Annotated in this window: 11 protein-coding genes and 6 pseudogenes; 4 read left to right on the top strand and 13 right to left on the bottom strand. The window is 68.2% G+C overall.

Annotated features, from left to right (window positions below; translation table 11 throughout):
- Positions 1 to 203: hypothetical protein (locus G205_RS23245; RefSeq protein ID WP_235047087.1), on the top strand; the 203-nt coding region annotated here is incomplete at its 5' end.
- Positions 204 to 313: 110 nt separating this feature from the next.
- Here G205_RS23245 and tyrS read toward each other — a convergent pair.
- The 3 genes and pseudogenes from tyrS to G205_RS18720 form a co-directional block, all read right to left on the bottom strand.
- Positions 314 to 1,626: pseudogene (gene tyrS, locus G205_RS18730) on the bottom strand (tyrosine--tRNA ligase).
- Positions 1,627 to 1,660: 34 nt separating this feature from the next.
- Complete coding sequence (locus G205_RS18725) at positions 1,661 to 3,889, bottom strand: HelD family protein (RefSeq protein WP_009359394.1); 2,229 nt, start codon at positions 3,887 to 3,889, stop codon at positions 1,661 to 1,663.
- Between the two features lie 52 nt (positions 3,890 to 3,941).
- Entirely contained in the window at positions 3,942 to 4,649 is a 708-nt protein-coding gene (locus G205_RS18720; protein WP_035753812.1) for a DNA-3-methyladenine glycosylase, read from the bottom strand.
- A 112-nt stretch (positions 4,650 to 4,761) separates the two neighbouring features.
- On the opposite strand from G205_RS18720, the pseudogene G205_RS18715 reads away from it, so the two are divergent.
- A pseudogene (locus G205_RS18715) lies at positions 4,762 to 6,244 on the top strand (DNA-3-methyladenine glycosylase 2 family protein).
- Positions 6,241 to 6,735, top strand: coding sequence for a methylated-DNA--[protein]-cysteine S-methyltransferase (locus tag G205_RS18710; RefSeq protein WP_009359392.1), 495 nt, complete (start codon positions 6,241 to 6,243; stop codon positions 6,733 to 6,735). Before G205_RS18715 ends, G205_RS18710 begins: the two are co-directional and overlap by 4 nt.
- A gap of 90 nt (positions 6,736 to 6,825) precedes the next feature.
- On the opposite strand, the gene G205_RS18705 is transcribed toward G205_RS18710, so the two are convergent.
- The 10 genes and pseudogenes from G205_RS18705 to argC all read right to left on the bottom strand — a co-directional run bounded on the left by G205_RS18705 (position 6,826) and on the right by argC (position 16,924).
- Complete coding sequence (locus tag G205_RS18705; RefSeq protein ID WP_009359391.1) at positions 6,826 to 7,587, bottom strand: maleylpyruvate isomerase family mycothiol-dependent enzyme; 762 nt, start codon at positions 7,585 to 7,587, stop codon at positions 6,826 to 6,828.
- A gap of 10 nt (positions 7,588 to 7,597) precedes the next feature.
- A complete protein-coding gene (locus G205_RS18700; RefSeq protein ID WP_009359390.1) occupies positions 7,598 to 8,134 on the bottom strand; it encodes a pyridoxine/pyridoxamine 5'-phosphate oxidase in 537 nt (178 codons plus the stop codon).
- A gap of 76 nt (positions 8,135 to 8,210) precedes the next feature.
- Complete coding sequence (gene argH, locus G205_RS18695) at positions 8,211 to 9,665, bottom strand: argininosuccinate lyase (protein WP_035753814.1); 1,455 nt, start codon at positions 9,663 to 9,665, stop codon at positions 8,211 to 8,213.
- Positions 9,666 to 9,707: 42 nt separating this feature from the next.
- A complete protein-coding gene (locus G205_RS18690; RefSeq protein ID WP_009359388.1) occupies positions 9,708 to 10,913 on the bottom strand; it encodes an argininosuccinate synthase in 1,206 nt (401 codons plus the stop codon).
- A gap of 44 nt (positions 10,914 to 10,957) precedes the next feature.
- Positions 10,958 to 11,488: an arginine repressor gene (locus G205_RS18685; protein WP_009359387.1), complete on the bottom strand. Its 531-nt coding sequence runs from the start codon at positions 11,486 to 11,488 to the stop codon at positions 10,958 to 10,960.
- Positions 11,488 to 12,488, bottom strand: a pseudogene (gene argF / locus G205_RS18680) (ornithine carbamoyltransferase). Before argF ends, G205_RS18685 begins: the two are co-directional and overlap by 1 nt.
- Positions 12,485 to 13,738, bottom strand: a complete 1,254-nt coding sequence (locus G205_RS18675; protein ID WP_009359386.1) for an acetylornithine transaminase — start codon at positions 13,736 to 13,738, stop codon at positions 12,485 to 12,487. Before G205_RS18675 ends, argF begins: the two are co-directional and overlap by 4 nt.
- Positions 13,735 to 14,694: an acetylglutamate kinase gene (argB, locus tag G205_RS18670; RefSeq protein WP_009359385.1), complete on the bottom strand. Its 960-nt coding sequence runs from the start codon at positions 14,692 to 14,694 to the stop codon at positions 13,735 to 13,737. The genes G205_RS18675 and argB overlap by 4 nt, the downstream gene beginning before the upstream one ends.
- Positions 14,695 to 14,731: 37 nt before the next feature.
- A pseudogene (gene argJ, locus G205_RS18665) lies at positions 14,732 to 15,897 on the bottom strand (bifunctional glutamate N-acetyltransferase/amino-acid acetyltransferase ArgJ).
- A pseudogene (argC, locus tag G205_RS18660) lies at positions 15,894 to 16,924 on the bottom strand (N-acetyl-gamma-glutamyl-phosphate reductase). Before argC ends, argJ begins: the two co-directional pseudogenes overlap by 4 nt.
- A 134-nt stretch (positions 16,925 to 17,058) precedes the next feature.
- Here argC and G205_RS18655 point away from each other — a divergent pair.
- Positions 17,059 to 18,023, top strand: a pseudogene (locus G205_RS18655) (quinone oxidoreductase family protein).
- The last annotated feature ends 63 nt before the right edge of the window (positions 18,024 to 18,086 follow it).

Below are 18,086 nucleotides of genomic sequence, written 5' to 3'. Positions count from 1 at the left end.
TTCGAATATTCCCGAAACAAATTCAAAAAGAATTTGTATTTCGTATTTCTTCGCTGCGATGTTTCAATCTTATTTCATCCATATTCGCTTTTGCAAATCCGGCTGTTTTACCGGAATTCACTCGGCGAAGTGAATCCACCCAGCAAAAAGTGAAGCATTCCTGCTATCAGAGCGCTGCTCTGAGAAGAATTGCTTCTCATTAGTTGGGGGTTTGTCACCACTCAGCGGCGGCGACTCAGAAAACAATACACGCCCCTCCGCGACCGTGCAAATCGGCTGTGAAGGGGCGTGCAAAAGGGGTGGGATGCCGCAGTTACGGGACCAGGACCTCAACCGTAGCCAGGTTCTTCTTGCCCCGGCGGAGCAGCAGGTACTGGCCGTGGAGAAGTTCGTCCTCGGAAATGACAGCTTCAGGATCCAGGACCTTTTCGTTGTTGACGTAGGCGCCACCCTCACCCACCGTACGGCGGGCAGCCGACTTGCTCTCCGACAGCCCGGAGGCCACCAGCAGGTCCACGATCCCGAGTGCATCCACCTGGACGGTGGCAGAGGGAAGCTCAGACGTGGCCGCCTGAAGCGTGGACTTGTCCAGGGCAGTGAGATCGCCGTTGCCGAACAGGGCGGCCGAAGCGGCGATGACCTTTTCGGTGGCTTCCACGCCATGCACCAGCGACGTGACTTCGTAGGCGAGCTTCCGCTGCCCCTCACGGGCGAACGGACGCTCGGCCACTGCAGTAGCGATCTCTTCAATCTCGGAGCGGGTCAGGAAGGTGAAGACCTTCAGCCGGTCCACAACGTCTGCATCGGCAGTGTTGAGCCAGAACTGGTAGAACGCGTACGGGCTGCACATGCCGCGTCGAGCCAGATGGCGTTGCCTTCGCTCTTGCCGAACTTGCTGCCGTCGGAGTTGGTGATCAGCGGCGTGCCCAGGGCGTGGACGCTCTTGCCCTCCACCTTGCGGATCAGTTCGGTGCCGCTGGTCAGGTTTCCCCACTGGTCTGAGCCGCCCGTCTGCAGGACGCAGTCGTAGGCGCGGTAGAGCTCCAGGTAGTCCATTCCCTGCAGGATCTGGTAGCTGAACTCGGTGTAGCTGATGCCCTCATCGGAGTTGAGCCGCGAGGCGACAGCATCCTTGCGGAGCATGGTGCCCACCCGGAAGTGCTTGCCCACTTCCCGCAGGAAATCGATGGCGCTCAGCGGCGCCGTCCAGTCGAGGTTGTTGACCATCCGGGCAGCGTTGTCACCCTCGAAACTCAGGAACCGGCGCACCTGCGCCTGCAGGTAGCCCACCCACTCCGTCACTGTTTCCTTGGTGTTCAGGGTGCGCTCGGCAGTGGGACGGGGATCACCGATCAGGCCCGTGGAGCCACCAACGAGTCCCAACGGCTTGTGCCCCGCCAGCTGCAGCCGCCGCATGAGGAGCAACTGGACCAGGTTGCCCAGGTGCAGGCTCGGTGCAGTCGGATCGAAGCCGCAATAGTACGTGACCGGGGCGCCAGCGAGGAGCTTTTCAAGCTCGGCTTCGTCGGTGGAGACGTGGACCAGGCCACGCCACTTCAGCTCCTGCCAGATGTTGGCAAAAGAGGGGTCGTTGTGTTGCGATTCGAGGCTGTTGATGTCTGGCACGCCTTCTAAGGTAGCAGTATCGGAGGACGCCGGATCAGCGGACGATACCGGCCGGAACGGGTTCGGCGGCGATCAGCCGCAGCCGCTGCGTGGCGCGGGTCATGGCCACGTAGAGGTCACCCACCTTGCCGTGCTCATGGTTGAGCATCTTCGCGGGTTCCAGGACCACAACGCCGTCGAACTCAAGGCCTTTGGCCTCACGGGGGCTGATGACCACGATGTCCTGCTCGTAGCTGCCCGCGCCGGTGCCGATGCGGCGCCCGTAGGCGGCGCGCAGGGCTGCGGTGGCCTGGGGCAGGAGAGGTCCGTCGGCAATCACGGCGAGCAGGCCGCCGTCGAGTGCTTCCAGCTCCTCCGGGAGGACTTCCACAAGCCGGTCCACGAGGCTGCCGGGGGCAACCTCGTCGATGATGGGCGACCAGCGCCCCTCCCGCACTGCCTTGGGGGCGGACACCACCAGGCCCGCGGCGTTCGCCATCCGGACGGCGGCTTCGGCGATCTGGGAGGGCGTCCGGTAGTTGACCGTCAACTCCTCCAGCTGCCACCGGTCGCCGAACATCGGTGCCAGGGCGCCCTGCCATGAATTGGCGCCGGCAACGGAACTGGTCTGCGCGATGTCGCCCACAATGGTGAAGGACTTCAGGGGGCAGCGGCGGACCAGGAGCCGCCACTGCATGGGGGAAAGCTCCTGCGCCTCGTCAACCACGATGTGCCCGAACGCCCACGTGCGGTCGCTGGTGGCACGCTCGGCAGCGGTGAGCCGTGCCTCGCGTTCCTGGTTCTGCTCCATCAGGTCTTCGGCGGTCATCAGGGCGTCAACGCCGGCGGTTTCCATGTTGACGAGCGTCTGCTTGGCGTTGGCGAGGTCGCGGGCACGGTCGTGCTCCTGCTGGGCCAGTCCGCGGCCGGCGGCGGCGTCGAGTTCGCCCAGCAGTTCGGCGGCCTCATCCAGCAGCGGGATATCGGACTCGGTCCAGGGGGCGTCGGCCGGCCGCAGGAGCAGCGCGCGCTCCGCGGGCGAAAGGTGGGGGGTGCAGAATTCCAGGATGGCCGGCTTGCTGAACAGGTCGGAGATCAGCTTTTCCGGCGTCATGGGCATCCAGCAGAGGTTCAGGGCGATGCGGACGTCCCGGGCCGTTCGGACATCCTCTGCAAGGTAGGAGCGGTCCGCGTTGTTGCCGATGTTCCCGGCCTCGACCAGCTCGGTCATCTGCTCCGTCAGTTCACGCAGCAGGATCTTGACGAACGTCACGCGTGCCTCGTTGTACGGCTTGCCGGTGGCGCGCGCTTTCTCCCGGGCGCGGCGGACCTGCCGGGGCGTCAGCACCAGCTTGCGGCCGTCCACTTCCAGCGTCCTGTTATGGGCCGGAACACGCTGGCGGTTGGAGACGGCGTTGGCCACGATTTCGGCCATGTCCAGGCGGCCCTTCAGCGCGGCAACAGCAGCGTCCTGCTCCGGCACGGCATGGATGCCTGGCATGAGGCGGCCAAGGCTGGCCATGACCACGCCGGTCTCACCCAGTGAGGGCAGCACCCGTTCGATGTACTTCATGAACGACGACGACGGGCCCACCAGGAGCACGCCTGCACTCTTGAGCCGGTCGCGGTGGGTGTACAGCAGGTAGGCAGCGCGGTGCAGCGCGACGGCAGTCTTGCCGGTTCCGGGACCGCCCTGGACCACCAGCGCGCCGGAGATGGAGGACCGGATGATGCGGTCCTGCTCGGACTGGATGGTGCTGACGATGTCCGACATCCGGCCGGTGCGCTTGGAATTCAGGGCGGCGAGCAAGGCGCCTTCACCCTGCAGCGACTCATTGTCCGCAAGCATCCCGGCGTCCAGGACATCGTCCTCGATGGCCTTCACTTCGCGGCCCTGCAGGATCAGGTGCCGGCGGCGGCGCACGCCCTGCCGGTCGAACGCGGTGGCCTGGTAAAAGTGGCCGGCCTCGGGCGCGCGCCAGTCAACCATCAGGCGCTGCAGGTCCTCGGTGGTGAGGCCGATGCGGCCGATGTATTGCGCTTCGCCGGAGTCCAGGTCCAGGCGTCCGAAAACCAGCCGGTCATCAACGGCGTCCAGCTGCGCCAGGCGGTCCTCATACAGTGCGGCGAAGGCGTCGCGTTCGGAAACGTTCTGCATGGTGCCCACTGCCCCGGCCCGCCGGACCTGCGCCAGCTGCCGGCGCTTTTCCTCGCGGAGCTCTTCCAGCCGGGCATACAGGCCGGCTACATACTCCCGTTCGTGGGCCAAATCGGCGTCAAGCATTTAACGTTCCCCTATCGCAAAAGACAGACCTACCATTCTACAACCATTTCCCTTAACGCTGATGAAACGTGGACCGGCCGGGTTGCGCCGCCCGCGGTGCGGCCCCCGCGGGTTTCCGGACCCGGGCTTTGGCGGCCTTGTACCTGGAGACAGTGGGGTCCCCGGTGATCCAGAAGCGCCACGCGTACTCGTCCGAGCCGCCCGCCCCGGCCACACCCACTCGCGGACCGGAACTGACCTGCGGGGGCGGCCCCGGCGGAAGGACCAGCCCGAAAGGCGGGGCAAGCGCGTCACGGCCGCTGTCCGCCGTCGTCAGTCCCAGTGCCTTGGCCAGCCGGGCCGGGCCGCTGGCGAGGTCGGCGGGACTCCTGGACGTGGTCCGCCGCCGCCGTGCAAGGTCAAGGCCGTCAACGATTTCGCCCGCCCGCAGCAGCAGCGCGGAGGCAACGCCCTCCGGCCCGCAGACGATGTTGGTGCAGTGGTGCATACCGTAGGTGAAGTAGACGTACAGGTGGCCGGCGGGGCCGAACATGGGCGCGTTGCGTGGCGTTGGGCCGCGGTACGTGTGGGAGCCCGGGTCCGGGTGCAGCGAATCCTCCGGCCCCAGGTAGGCCTCCACCTCCGTCAGGCGGACGGACACCGGACCTTCGCGCGACTCGTGCGTGAGGACGGCGCCCAGCAGCAGCGGGGCCAGCTCGCGGGCATCGCCCGCGAGGATCTCCCGCAGCGGCGGACCGGCCGGCACAGGGTTTTCACTCATGGCCAGACCTTACCCGCATCCGGCCGCTTCACCCGCGGCACGGCAGCGGTGCTGCCACGGCCATGTCCGATTTCCGCTAGTAGGGGCATCCGGCGGCTGGCAGGATGGAGTCATGGACTTCTGGCAGCGCTACCGGGCGATCGACGCCCGGGACACCCGTTTCGACGGGCAGTTCTACACTGCGGTCCGCACCACGGGGATCTACTGCCGCCCCTCCTGCCCGGCGCGCACCCCCAAGGCCGCCAACGTCACCTTCTACGAAACCTCGGCTGCGGCACACGACGCCGGCTACCGGGCCTGCAAGAGGTGCCTTCCCGAGGCCGTGCCCGGTACCCCGGCCTGGAACCTCCGCCAGGACGTCGCCGGCCGGGCCATGCGGCTGATCAATGACGGCGTGATCAACAGGGATGGCGTGGAGGGCCTCGCTGCCCGGCTGGGCTACTCGTCGCGCCAGCTCAACCGGATCCTCACCCATGAACTGGGCGCCGGGCCGCTGTCCCTGGCCAGGGCCGGACGGGCCCAGACCGCCCGCACTTTGCTGGTCTCCACACCAATGAAGCTTGCCGACGTTGCCTTCGCCGCCGGCTTCAGCAGCGTCCGGCAGTTCAACGAGACCATCCTCGACGTGTTCGCCATGACCCCCACTGCCCTTCGGCACACCGGCCGGCATGCACAGGCGGCGGGAGCTGCTACGGCGCTGACCCTCAGCCTCCCCTACCGCAAACCCTTCGATCCCGGCATCTTCACGTTCCTGGCGGTCCGCGCCATCCCGGGCATCGAGGCGGGCACGGCAACCTCCTACGCCCGGACCATGCGGCTGCCCCACGGTGACGCCCGCTTCAGTTGATTACGACGCCGGCGCACGGGAACGGCCGCTGACCCTCACCGTCGGCGCGGCGGACCTGCGCGACCTGCCGGCGCTGCTGAGCCGCGTCCGGCGGCTCTTCGACCTTGACGCCGATCCGGAAGCCATCGACAGCGCCCTGGCAGCGGACAGCCGGCTGGCCGCGTCCGTGGCGGAAGCCCCCGGCATCCGGATGCCCGGTGCCCTGGATCCCCAGGAACTCCTGGCGCGGGCCATGGTGGGCCAGCAGATCACCGTGGCCGCCGCCCGCACCGCGCTCACGCAGCTCTCCGCGGCCGGCAGCCCCAGCAGTGTTCCAGGCGACGGGCTTGACCGGCTCTTCCCCACGTCCGCCCAGATCGCGGATTCCGGTCATTTGCTGCGCGGGCCCCGGCGCCGGACGGAATCGCTGCTTTTTGCCGCCGCAGCCATGGCGGAAGGACGCATCGACCCGGGTTACGGCGATGACCTGGCCGGCCTCACCGCCAAACTGCTGCCGCTTCCCGGCGTGGGACCCTGGACTGTGGGCTACGCGGCCATGCGGATCCTGGGCGCCCCCGACGTCTTCCTCGCCAACGATGCCGCCGTCCGGAACGGAATCCGGGCCCTATCGGCGGGCGGCGCCGGCCTGGCCCCGGACTTCCGGGAAGCCAGCCCCTGGCGTTCCTACGCCACCATGCACCTGTGGCGCGCCGCCGCCGCACCCAAAGCCCCTGCCGCCAGCGGCACTTCCAGGAAAGCGATGCCATGACCGCCCAACTGCTGACAATGTCCACCCCGGACGGCCCCTTCACCATCATCGCGCGGGACGGACTGGTCCTGGCGTCCGGCTGGACCGCCGACCCCGGCGACCTGACCGGCCAGGTCCATCCGGCACTGCGGCCCGACGCCGTCCGGGCCGTCGCCGGGCTCGGCGGCATCTCGGAGGCCGTGGAGGCCTTTTACGACGGCGACCCCGCCCCGGCCATGGCCGTGCCGGTCCTGCAGCGCTCGGGTCCGTTCCGTGCCCATGCCTGGGACGTCCTCCGGGAGGTCAAGCCCGGCCACCCGGTGACATACACGGAGTACGCGGCGCTGGCAGGCAATGCCAGGGCGGTCCGCGCGGCCGCCAGCGCGTGCGCCTTCAATGCAGCCGCCCTGTTTGTGCCGTGCCACCGGGTGATCCGGACCGACGGCTCCCTGGGCGGGTTCCGCTGGGGCCTGCGGGTGAAGGAGAGCCTGCTGGCCCGCGAAGCGGCCTGATCGGACCGTTTCCCCGTTGCTCTATCAGTCGTGGCTCCTAAACCAGGGTTTTAGGAACCAGAAATGATAGAGCAACGAAATGCCGGCGGGTTACTTCGGCGCCGGGGTTCCCGGTGGCCAGGGCAGCAGCCCGGGCAGGTCCGTCCCGTCCGCTGCGGCGGACGCCCGCAGGCTGCCGAGTGAAGGCTCGCGGCCTGCCAGCCAGGCGGCGATGTCCGTCAGCATCCCGCTGATGACGGTGGACCGGTTGCCGCTGCCGATGCTGACGGGCGGCAGGCCCAGCGGCTGCAGCACCAGTTTGTCCTCCGGCCGCACCCGGGCGGCGAGGAAGTCGAACAGGTGCTGGCAGAACGGCCGGCTCCAGGTTTCCGGTCCCCTGCCCGTTTGCAGGTCGGACGCGTGGATGACGAGTTCGCGCCAGAGTGCCAAGCCGCCGTCCAGCACCACTCCCCCGCGGTAGGCGATCGGGGCCCACCAGCCGGTGCGGTTGGCCGCGGAATCCTTGACACCCGGCAGCGCATCGAAAGCCTTGAGGACCCGCTCCAGTGCCGCGCTTAGGTCTGCGCGGTGGGTGGCGGCGTCGTGCCCTGCCGCCATGTCGATGGCTTTGTTCCGGCCGTCCATGCCGCCGTCGTACAGCTCGATGGTTTCGCCCCGGGCCGCATACTCGAGTTGCCGGGCCATGGCGTTGGAGATCCCGGTGAGATGGGCGAGGACATGCCCCCGCGTCCAGCCCGGCAGCGCGGATGGCGAGCGTACGTCGGCGTCGCTGAATTTTGCGGCGTCTGCGGCAACGTCTTCCGCCGCCTTGTGGAGGTCTGCCAGCAGGTCATCGGGTGTGGGAGGGGCCATGGCGCTCATCCTAGCCCTCAGGAGCTCCGTCCGGACCGAGGCGGTGCCGGACATGCCCTCCGTCGTTGCTCCCCTGCCAGAACTCGAACTCCGTCGGCTGGACTGCGTACAGCTGCCAGTTGGGGTTGGTGCTGCCGTCGGCGCGGGGACGTTCCGCCCAGTCGCGGGCGGAGGCCTCGGCGGACAGCTGGACCACCGGCCCGGCCACGCGGACCTGCCGTCCCAGGGAGGCCCAGTAGAAGTTCATGGCGGCCTGCGGAACGATGTCCAGTTCCTGCCCCTTGCGGGAGGTGCGGGACGTGGCGAAATGCCAGCCGTCGCCGTCGATGTTCTTCAGGATCAGCATCCGTGACGACGGCTGCTGCCCGGCACTGACCGTGGCCAGGCTGAAGGCGTGGGGCTGCTGCTCCCCCGCGTCCAGCGCCTCGTCCAGCCACTGCTTGAACAGCTCCACGGGGTTCCGTGCGGCGGTGGCCGGATCAAAGCGGGGAAGGTCGGCCGGAAAGTCGGGCAGGGTGCGGAGGAACTTCCGGAAGGTTTCGCTCATGGACCCAGCCTAGCCACAGACGGGTTTCGGCAGGCTCAACCACCACCGGTGGTTGAGCCTGTCGAAACCAAGCCAACTAGCCGGCGTACTCCCGGACGCCCGCAAGCTCGCCTTCAAGGGCGGCCAGCTGGCGTTCGACGGCAGCCGGTGCCGTTCCGCCCTGGGAGTTGCGGCTGTTCAGCGAGCCCTCGGTGGAGAGGACGGTGCGGACCTCGGGGGTCAGGTGCGCCGAGATGGCCGCGTACTCGTCGTCGGTCAGGTCCCACAGCTCGACGCCGCGGGACTCGGCCTGCTTGACGGCCGCGCCGGACAGCTCGTGCGCCTCCCGGAACGGCACGCCCTGCCGGACCAGCCACTCGGCGATGTCCGTGGCCAGCGCGAAGCCCTGCGGTGCCAGCGACTCCATCCGTTCCCGGTTGAAGGTCAGGGTGGCGATCATGCCGGAGACGGCCGGAAGCAGGAGCTCCAGCGTGTCGGCGGCGTCGAACACCGGTTCCTTGTCCTCCTGCAGGTCGCGGTTGTACGCGAGCGGCAGGCCCTTGAGCGTGGCGAGCAGCCCGGTCAGGTTGCCGATCAGGCGTCCCGCCTTGCCGCGGGCCAGTTCGGCCACGTCCGGGTTCTTCTTCTGCGGCATGATCGAGGACCCCGTGGAGTAGGAGTCATGCAGCGTGACGAACGAGAACTCCTTGGTGGCCCAGAAGATCACTTCCTCCGAGATCCGGGACAGGTCCACCCCGATCATGGAGCACACCCAGGCGAACTCGGCGAAGACGTCGCGGGACGCCGTGCCGTCGATGGAGTTGTGGACCGCAGAGTAGAAGCCCAGGTCCGCCGCCACCGCTTCCGGATCGAGCCCCAGCGAGGAGCCTGCCAGGGCGCCTGACCCGTACGGCGAAACACCGGCCCGCTTGTCCCAGTCCTGCAGCCGCTGAACATCGCGCAGCAGGGCCCAGGCATGGGCCAGCAGGTGGTGGCTGAGGAGGACGGGCTGGGCGTGCTGCAGGTGGGTGCGGCCCGGCATGGCCACGCCCTGGTGCGCTTTGGCCTGGTCCACCAGCGCGTCAACGGTGTCCAGCACGCCGCGGGCAATGATCCGGGCGTGGTCTCGCAGGAACATCCGGCCCAGGGTTGCCACCTGGTCGTTGCGGGACCGCCCGGCACGGAGCTTGCCGCCCAGCTGCGGGCCCGCCCGCTCGATCAGGCCGCGTTCCAGGGAACCGTGGACGTCCTCGTCGGACTCCGCCGGCAGGTAGGCGCCGGAGGCTACATCGTCGTCCAGCTGCGTCAGGGCGGCGAGCATTCCCTCCAGCTCGCCGTCGTCCAGCAGGCCGGCCTTGTGCAGCACGCGGGCGTGCGCCTTGGAACCGGCGATGTCGTAGCGCGCCAGCCGCCAGTCGAAGTGCGTGGACTTGCTCAGGGCAGCGAGGGCGTCCGCGGGTCCGCCGGCGAACCGGCCTCCCCACAGCGCGCCGGTGTTTGTCGAGCCGGTGGTTGAGCCCGTCGAAACCCGGGTTTCGACAGGCTCAACCACCGGGCTTGTTCCCGGATTCGAATTCTGCTCGGCCACCGGGAATTACTTCCCTGCGACCCGGATGTCGCGGCCGGAAGCCACCTTGGCGGACATGCCCCACAGCTCGATGAAGCCGCGGGCCATGGACTGGTCGAAGGTGTCGCCGGTGTCGTAGGTGGCCAGGTTGAAGTCGTACAGGGAGGTGTCCGAGCGGCGGCCGTTCACGATGGCCTGGCCGCCGTGCAGGGTCATGCGGATGTCGCCGGAGACGTACTTCTGGGTGTCCTCGATGAAGGCGTCCAGGGAGCGCTTCAGCGGGGAGAACCACTGGCCGTCGTAGACCAGCTCGGCCCAGCGCTGGCCAACGGTGGCCTTGAAGCGGGCCTGCTCGCGCTCGATCGTGATGTCCTCGAGGTGCTTGTGCGCGGTGATCAGCGCCATGGCACCGGGGGCCTCGTAGATTTCGCGGGACTTGATGCCCACCAGGCGGTCCTCGACGACGTCGATGCGGCCCACGCCCTGGGCGCCGGCGCGGCGGTTGAGTTCCTTGATGGCCTGCAGCGGGGTGACCTTGACGCCGTCGATCGCCACCGGCACGCCGGCTTCGAAGGAGATGGTGACCTCATCGGGTGCCGGCGGGAATTCCGGGGTGGCGGTGTAGTCGTAGATGTCCTTGGTGGGGGCGTTCCAGATGTCCTCGAGGTAGCCGGTTTCCACCGCGCGGCCCCAGACGTTCTGGTCGATGGAGTAGGGGTTCTTCTTGGTGGTCTCGATGGGCAATCCCTTTTCCTCGGCGAAGGCGATGGCCTTGTCGCGGGTGAGGGCGAGGTCGCGGACCGGTGCGATGCACTTCAGGTCCGGGCCGAGGGTCTGGATGCCCACTTCGAAGCGGACCTGGTCGTTGCCCTTGCCGGTGCAGCCGTGGGCGACGGTGGTGGCACCGAATTCGCGGGCGGCCTTCACCAGGTGCTTGACGATGACCGGGCGGGAGATGGCGGAGACCAGCGGGTAGTGGCCCTGGTACAGGGCGTTGGCCTTCAGGGTGGGGACGCAGTATTCGTTGGCGAACTCATCGGATGCGTCGGCGACGTAGGCTTCGACGGCGCCGCAGCCCAGGGCGCGCTGGCGGATGGTTTCCAGCGACTCGCCGCCCTGTCCGACGTCGACTGCCACGGCGATGACCTCGGCGCCGGTGGCTTCGCCGATCCAGCCGATGGCTACGGATGTGTCCAGGCCGCCTGAGTAGGCGAGCACAATGCGTTCAGTCACTTCAGATGCTCCTTAGTGGGGGGTGTTTGATGTTGTCTTCAAGCTTATTGCCCGGCTTCCTCGGCCAGTTGCAGGAAGCGGGCTGCGAGGTCGGGGCCGCCCAGCGGGTCCCGGGACACCAGCAGCACGGTGTCGTCGCCGGCGATGGTCCCCAGGATGGCGGGCATGACCGAATGGTCGATGGCCAGTGCCAGGAAGTTCGCGGCACCCGGCGGGGTCCGGAGCACCACGATGTTGGCCGACGCTTCCGCCGTCACCAGCAGTTCGCTGCACAGCCGGGCGAGCCGGGCGTCCAGGATTTCCTGGCTCACGCCGGTCTTGGCGGCACGCTCGCCCCCTTCGCCGGGGACGGCGTAGACCAGGGCGCCCTCTTTGCCGCGGACCCGCACGGCCCCGAGTTCCACGAGGTCCCGGGACAGCGTGGCCTGGGTGACCTGCACGCCGTCGTCCGCGAGCAGGGCGGCGAGCTCCGCCTGTGAACGCACTGACTGGTTGGTCAGGATGGCGGTGATCCGGGCCTGCCGCGCAGTCTTGGTGGCCGGGCTGGAGCCCGGGGATACGGGCTGGGCGGACACTAGAACGTGCTCTCCCCGGTGCCTTCGACCGGCGACAGGCCGTCGACGAAGGCAAGGCCGGAGCGGTGCATCAGCCACGCCATCAGGGCTTTCTGGGCGTGCAGCCGGTTTTCCGCCTCGTCCCAGACGATCGACTGCGGGCCGTCGATAACACCCGCGGAGATCTCGTAGCCCCGGTAGGCGGGCAGGCAGTGAAGCACGACGGCGTCCTCCGCGGCGAGCTTCATGGCCTCCTCATCCACGGAGTACTCCCGGAACAGCTGCAGCCGCGCCTCTTTTTCCGCCTCCTGGCCCATGGACACCCAGGTGTCGGTGGCCACGACGTCTGCGCCCTGGAGCGCTTTGGCAGCGTCAGTGGTAATCAGCACCGAACCGCCCGTCTCCGCGGCCCGTTCCTCGGCGGCAGCCACAATGTCCGCCGCGGGCAGGTACCCTTCGGGCCCTGCAATACGGACATGCATGCCGGCGGTGACCCCGGCGAGCAGGTAGGAGTTGGCCATGTTGTTGGCGGCGTCGCCAGGTAGCTCATGGTGAGGCCCCTGAGCTCGCCCTTGTGCTCCTTGACCGCCAGCAGGTCGGCCAGGAGCTGGCAGGGGTGGTAGTCGTCGCAGAGCGCGTTGATGACGGGGACGCTGGAGTTCTCGGCCATGGCCACCAGGCCGGCATGGGCGCCGGTGCGCCACACGATGGTGGAGACCATGCGCTCCAGGACCTTCGCGGTGTCCTCCACGGATTCCTTGTGGCCGATCTGGGCCTCGCCGGGATTGATGACCAGGGCATTGCCGCCCATGTCCGCAATGCCGGTGGCGAAGGAGACCCGGGTGCGGGTGGAGGTCTTGTCGAAGATGACGGCAACGGTCTTTCGGCCGCTGCCCTCTGCCGCGAAGGGCTGGACGCTGTAGGGCGCGGCCTTCATGCGCGCGGCAAGCTCCAGGACCTCCGCCTGTTCGGCGGGGGTCAGGTCCGTGTCCTTGAGGAAGTGCCGGGTTGCGGGAGTCACTGGGCGTCCTTAGCTGTCTGGAGGATTGCCGGGAAAGCGGCGAGGAACGAGTCGGCCTGCGCCGTGGTGAGGACCAGCGGCGGGGCCAGGCGGATGGTGCGCGGGCCGGGGCTGTTGATGATGAAGCCGGCGTCCAGGGCCGCCTGCACCACGGCGGGCGCGACGTCGGCGTCCAGGTCGAAGCCGATCAGCAGTCCGGCGCCCCGGACTTCGGTGACGCCCGGCAGGGCTGCCAGCGCGGAACGGAGGTGCTCCCCCACTGCGGTGGCGTTGGCCAGGACGTTCTGGCTTTCGATCGCGTGCAGCGTGGCGAGGGCGGCCGCCGTTGCCACCGGGTTGCCGCCGAAGGTGGTGCCGTGCTGGCCGGCGGAGAGCAGCGACGACGTTTGCTCACCCATCGTCACCAGGGCACCAATGGGGAACCCGCCGCCCAGGCCCTTGGCCAGGGTGATGGCGTCGGGGACTATTCCTGCCTCTTCGCTGGCGAACCACTTGCCGGTCCGGCCGATGCCGGTCTGGACCTCATCCAGGATCAGCAGCGCGCCGACGCGGGCGGTCAGCTCCCGCGCCGCCCGGAGGTACTCCGGCGAAAGGGGGCGCACTCCCGCCTCACCCTGGATAGGCTCCAGGAAGACCGCCGCCACAGTTTCGTCCACGGCGTCCTTGAGGGCCTCGATGTCCCCGAACGGAATGTGCTCCACGCCGCCGGGCAGCGGCTCGAAGGGCGTCCGGTAGGCCTCTTTGGATGTCAGGGCAAGGGCCCCCATGGTCCGGCCGTGGAAGGCTCCCTCGAGGGCGATGATTTTGGTCCGCTTCGTGTTGCTGCCACCGGTGTTGCGGCGGGCGAGCTTGAACGCCGCCTCGTTCGCCTCGGTGCCGGAGTTGGTGAAGAACACTTTGGACCCGGCAGGCGCGTCGGCCAGTGCCAGGAGCTTCTCGGCCAGCGCGATCTGGGTGGGGCTGGTGAAGAAGTTGGAGACGTGGCCCAGGGTGGACAGCTGGCTGGCGATGACTGACGTCACGAACGGGTGCGCATGGCCCAGCGCATTGACGGCGATGCCGCCCAGCAGGTCAAGGTACTCCTTGCCGTCGGCGTCCCACACCAGGCAGCCGGAGCCGCGGACCAGGACGCGCTGCGGGGTGCCGAACACGCCCATCAGCGACGACGAATAGCGGGAGAGCCATTCGGAGCCGGCGTGGCCGGTGGTTTCCACCAACTCGGTTACCGGGGACTTTTCCACCGTGTTCATGCGTTGATCTCCTCGTCCGGGACCACCTGGGTGCCAATGCCCGCCGTCGTAAATGTTTCCAGCAGCATGGAATGGGGCAGGCGCCCGTCCACGATGTGCGCACGCTCCACGCCCTCGTCGATGGCCTTAAGGCAGGCCGCCATCTTGGGGATCATGCCCGATTCGAGCTTCGGCAGCATGTCCCGCAGCTCCGACGCCGTGAGGGAGGAGATCAGCGACGACTTGTCCGGCCAGTTGGCGTACAGGCCTTCGACGTCGGTCAGGATGACCAGCTTCGACGCGCCCAGGGCGGAGGCAACGGCCGCCGCGGCGGTGTCCGCGTTGACGTTCAGCACCTGGCCGGTGGGCTGGAACCTCGCCGCACCCGCGACGCCGTCGCCGCCGTCGACGATTTCCGGGGCAACGGTGGAGATCACGGGGATGCGGCCCGCACCGAGGATGTCCATGACGCCGGCGGGGTCGACGCCCACCACCTCGCCCACCAGGCCCAGGTCCACCTCTTCGCCGTCAACCACTGTCCCGGTGCGGACGGCGCGCAGCAGGCCGCCGTCTTCACCGGACATGCCCACGGCGTAGGGGCCGTGGGAGTTGATGAGGCCCACCAGTTCGCGGCCCACCTGTCCGGTGAGGACCATCCGGACCACGTCCATGGCCTCCGGCGTGGTGACGCGCAGGCCGCCCTTGAACTCGGATTCGATGCCCAGCCGGCCCAGCATCGAGTTGATCTGGGGACCGCCGCCGTGCACCACCACGGGATGGATGCCCACATGGTGAAGGAACACGATGTCCTCGGCGAAGGCGCGGCGGAGTTCGTCGTTGACCATGGCGTTGCCGCCGTATTTGATCACCATGGTGGTGCCGGCAAAGCGCTGAATCCAGGGCAGCGCCTCGATCAGGGTGGCGGCTTTGGCCTGGGCGTCGGACATGCTGGTGGTCTCGCGCGTCTGGGTGTTCATGCTGTCTCTTCCGCGGTCGGCAATGGCTGAAACGGTGCTAGCTGGAGTAGGCGCTGTTCTCGTGCACGTAGTCGTGGGTGAGGTCGTTGGTCCAGATGGTCGCTTCCGCGTCACCGGCCTGCAGGTCGATCTCCACCAAAACCTCGCGCGGTTCCAGGTTGACCAGGCTCCGGTCGTCGCCGATGCTGCCGTTGCGGCAGATCTGGATGCCGTTCATGGCCACATTGAGCTGGTCCGGCTCGAATGCTGCGTCGGTGGTACCCACTGCTGAGAGCACGCGCCCCCAGTTGGGATCCTTGCCGAAGATGGCGGCCTTGAAGAGGTTGGACCGGGCCACCGAGCGGCTGACGGCTTCGGCGTCGGCTTCACTGGCGGCGTTGAAGGTCCGGATGGCGATGTCGTGGCTGGCGCCTTCGGCGTCTGCGATGAGTTTGCGTGCCAGCTCGGCGCAGACCTTGGTCAGTCCGTCGGTGAAGACATCGGTGGCGGGCACCGCGCCGGAAGCTCCGGAGGACAGCAGGACCACGGTGTCATTGGTGGACATGCAGCCGTCGGAATCGGCGCGGTCGAAGGTGATGCGGGTGGCGTCCCGGAGGCGACGTCGAGCAGCTCCGGTTCCACCGCGGCGTCGGTGGTCAGGACCACCAGCATGGTGGCCAGGCCGGGCGCCAGCATGCCGGCACCCTTGGCGATGCCGCCGATGCTGAATTCCTGGCCGTCCGCGTCAGTGCCGATGAACAGCGCTGACTTGGGGACGGAATCCGTTGTCATGATGGCGGTGCCGGCCTCCGGCCCGCCATCAGTGCTGAGGGCAGCGGCAGCGGCCTCTACACCGGGCAGGATCTTGTCCATCGGGAGCTGTTCGCCGATCAGGCCCGTGGAGCAGACAAAGACGTCGGTGGCCGAGATTCCCAGGACCTCGGCTACCTTCTCGGCGGTGCTGTGGGTGTTCTGGAAACCGGTGGGGCCGGTGCACGCGTTGGCGCCGCCGGAGTTCAGCACCACGGCATCCACCCGGCCGTCGGAGACCACCTGGCGGGACCAGTGGACGGGAGCCGCGGCCACCCGGTTGCTGGTGAACACGGCTGCCGCGGCCTTGGACGGGCCGTCATTGACCACCAGCGCGAGGTCCGGCTTGCCGGACGCCTTGAGTCCGGCGGTGACGCCGGCGGCGCGGAATCCCTGGGGGGTGGTGACGGTCACGGGGCTACTCCCTGCAGGTCGAGGCCGGCGGTTTCCTGCAGGCCGAGTGCGATGTTCATGGACTGGACGGCGCCGCCGGCGGTGCCCTTGGTGAGGTTGTCGATGGCGCAGGTGACGATGACGCGGCCGGCATGGGCGTCGAAGGCCAGCTGCATGGCGGCGTGGTTCGATCCCTGCACGCTCTTGGTGCCGGGCCACTGGCCCTCGGGCAGCAGGTGCACAAAGGGCTCATCGTCGTAGGCGTCGGCCCAGGCCTGGCGGAGCTGCTCTGCCGTTATACCGGGCTTGACCTTGGCCGTTGCGGTGGTGAGGATGCCCCGGCTCATGGGTGCCAGCGTGGGCGTGAAGGACACGCTGACCTGTTCACGGGCCGCGTTGGACAGTCCTTGCTCTATCTCGGGGGTGTGGCGGTGCCCGCCACCTACACCGTAAGGGCTCATCGAGCCCATCACTTCCGCGCCGATGAGGTTGACCTTCGCGGCCTTGCCCGCGCCGGAGGTGCCGGACGCGGACACGATGACGACGTCGTCGGGCTGCAGCAGCCCGGCGGCGAACCCGGGTGTCAGCGCCAGCAGGGCCGACGTCGGGTAGCAGCCGGGCACGGCGATCCGGGTGGCGCCCTTGAGCGCCTCGCGCTGGCCGGGGAGCTCGGGCAGGCCGTACGGCCAGGTGCCGGCGTGGGCGGAGCCGTAGAACTTCTCCCATGCGGCCGGGTCCTGGAGGCGGTGGTCGGCGCCGGCGTCGATCACCACCGTCCCTTCCGGCAGCTGGGCGGCGATTTCGGCGGAGGCGCCGTGCGGCAGGGCGAGGAAGACGACGTCGTGGCCGGACAGGTTCTCCACGGTGGTGTCTTCCAGGATGCGGCTGGCGAGGCCGTGCAGGTGCGGCTGCAGTTCGCCGAGGCGCGAGCCCGCGTTGCTGTGCGCCGTGATGGCGCCGATGGTGACGTCCGGGTGTCCGGCCAGGAGGCGGAGGACCTCTCCCCCGGCGTAACCGCTGCGCCCGACACTGCAACAGAAATAGTCATGCCTCCGACTATACAGCAATAGTTATGCATCATGTCCGATATTTATGCATGACCTTGCCTCCCCGCTTCCGGGTATCCCTAGGATGGGTGACAGCATCGGGAACCGGAAGCGCCGGGTCCTGGAAAGGGGAGCAATGACGCACGCAATCGTCGCACGGCAGGCAGGCGGACCGGAAGTCCTTGTGTACGAGGAGTCCGAACCCCCGGCGCCGGGTCCCCGGCAGCTGCTGGTGAAGGTGCGGGCGGCCGGCGTCAACTTCATCGACACGTACAAGCGCAGCGGCACCTACAAGGTCCCGTTCCCGTTCACCCCGGGGTCGGAAGCGGCCGGCACCGTGGAGGCTGTGGGAGAAGGGGTCACCGCCTTCTCCGTTGGCGACCGGGTGGCCACTGCCGAAGGCGTTAACTCCTACGCGGACTACATGCTGGTGTCCGAGGACGCCGCGTTGCCTGTTCCCCGCGGACTTGACGACTTTACGGCGGCAGCCCTTCCCCTGCAGGGAATGACGGCACACTTCCTGATGAACTCCACCTTCAAGGTGGAGCCCGGGCACACCGTCCTGCTGCATGCCGCGCCGGCGGCGTGGGATTGCTCCTGATCCAGATGCTGAAGTCGCGCGGGGCGGAGGTCATCACCACTGTCTCCACCGATGAAAAGGAGCAGCTTGCGCATGCCGCAGGCGCTGACCACGTGGTGAGGTACGACCGGTTCGCGCAGCACGTCAGGGAAATCACCGGCGGCACCGGCGCGGACGTCGTGTACGACGGCGTGGGGAAGGATACCTTTGACGGCTCCCTCGACGCCCTGCGGGTGCGCGGGACGCTGGTGCTCTTCGGGGCCGCCTCCGGCCCCGTCCCGCCCGTGGACCCGCAGCGGCTCAATTCCGGCGGATCCCTGTTCCTCACCAGGCCCACCATCGCCCATCATTTGCGGGACGCCGCCGAGCGGCGCTGGCGCTCCAATGAGATCTTTACAGCGGCCGCTGACGGCAGCCTGAAGGTCCGGATCGGCGCCCGCTATCCGCTGTCGCAGGCGGCACAGGCCCACCGGGACCTGGAGGGCCGGCGCACCACCGGCAAGGTGCTCCTGGTTCCGTAAAGCGCCACGGAAGGCGGGCCCTCCTCCCTCGAGTTTTTGTCCAGATATGGCGACCCCAGGAGC

The sequence above is a fragment of the Arthrobacter nitrophenolicus genome (assembly GCF_000332815.1).
GTDB lineage: Bacteria > Actinomycetota > Actinomycetes > Actinomycetales > Micrococcaceae > Arthrobacter > Arthrobacter nitrophenolicus.
The sequence above is the reverse complement of the archived record's forward strand: the minus strand, read 5'-3'. Positions and strand labels throughout refer to the sequence as shown.

What these genes read in the sequence shown, in the direction of transcription:
- G205_RS18720 (WP_035753812.1), bottom strand. Translation starts at nt 4,649, where the DNA reads ATGAGTGAAAACCCTGTGCCGGCCGGTCCGCCGCTGCGGGAGATCCTC.
- G205_RS18705 (WP_009359391.1), bottom strand. Translation starts at nt 7,587, where the DNA reads ATGGCCCCTCCCACACCCGATGACCTGCTGGCAGACCTCCACAAGGCG.
- G205_RS18725 (WP_009359394.1), bottom strand. Translation starts at nt 3,889, where the DNA reads ATGCTTGACGCCGATTTGGCCCACGAACGGGAGTATGTAGCCGGCCTG.
- G205_RS18675 (WP_009359386.1), bottom strand. Translation starts at nt 13,738, where the DNA reads ATGAACACGGTGGAAAAGTCCCCGGTAACCGAGTTGGTGGAAACCACC.
- G205_RS18710 (WP_009359392.1), top strand. Translation starts at nt 6,241, where the DNA reads ATGACCGCCCAACTGCTGACAATGTCCACCCCGGACGGCCCCTTCACC.
- argB (WP_009359385.1), bottom strand. Translation starts at nt 14,694, where the DNA reads ATGAACACCCAGACGCGCGAGACCACCAGCATGTCCGACGCCCAGGCC.
- G205_RS18700 (WP_009359390.1), bottom strand. Translation starts at nt 8,134, where the DNA reads ATGAGCGAAACCTTCCGGAAGTTCCTCCGCACCCTGCCCGACTTTCCG.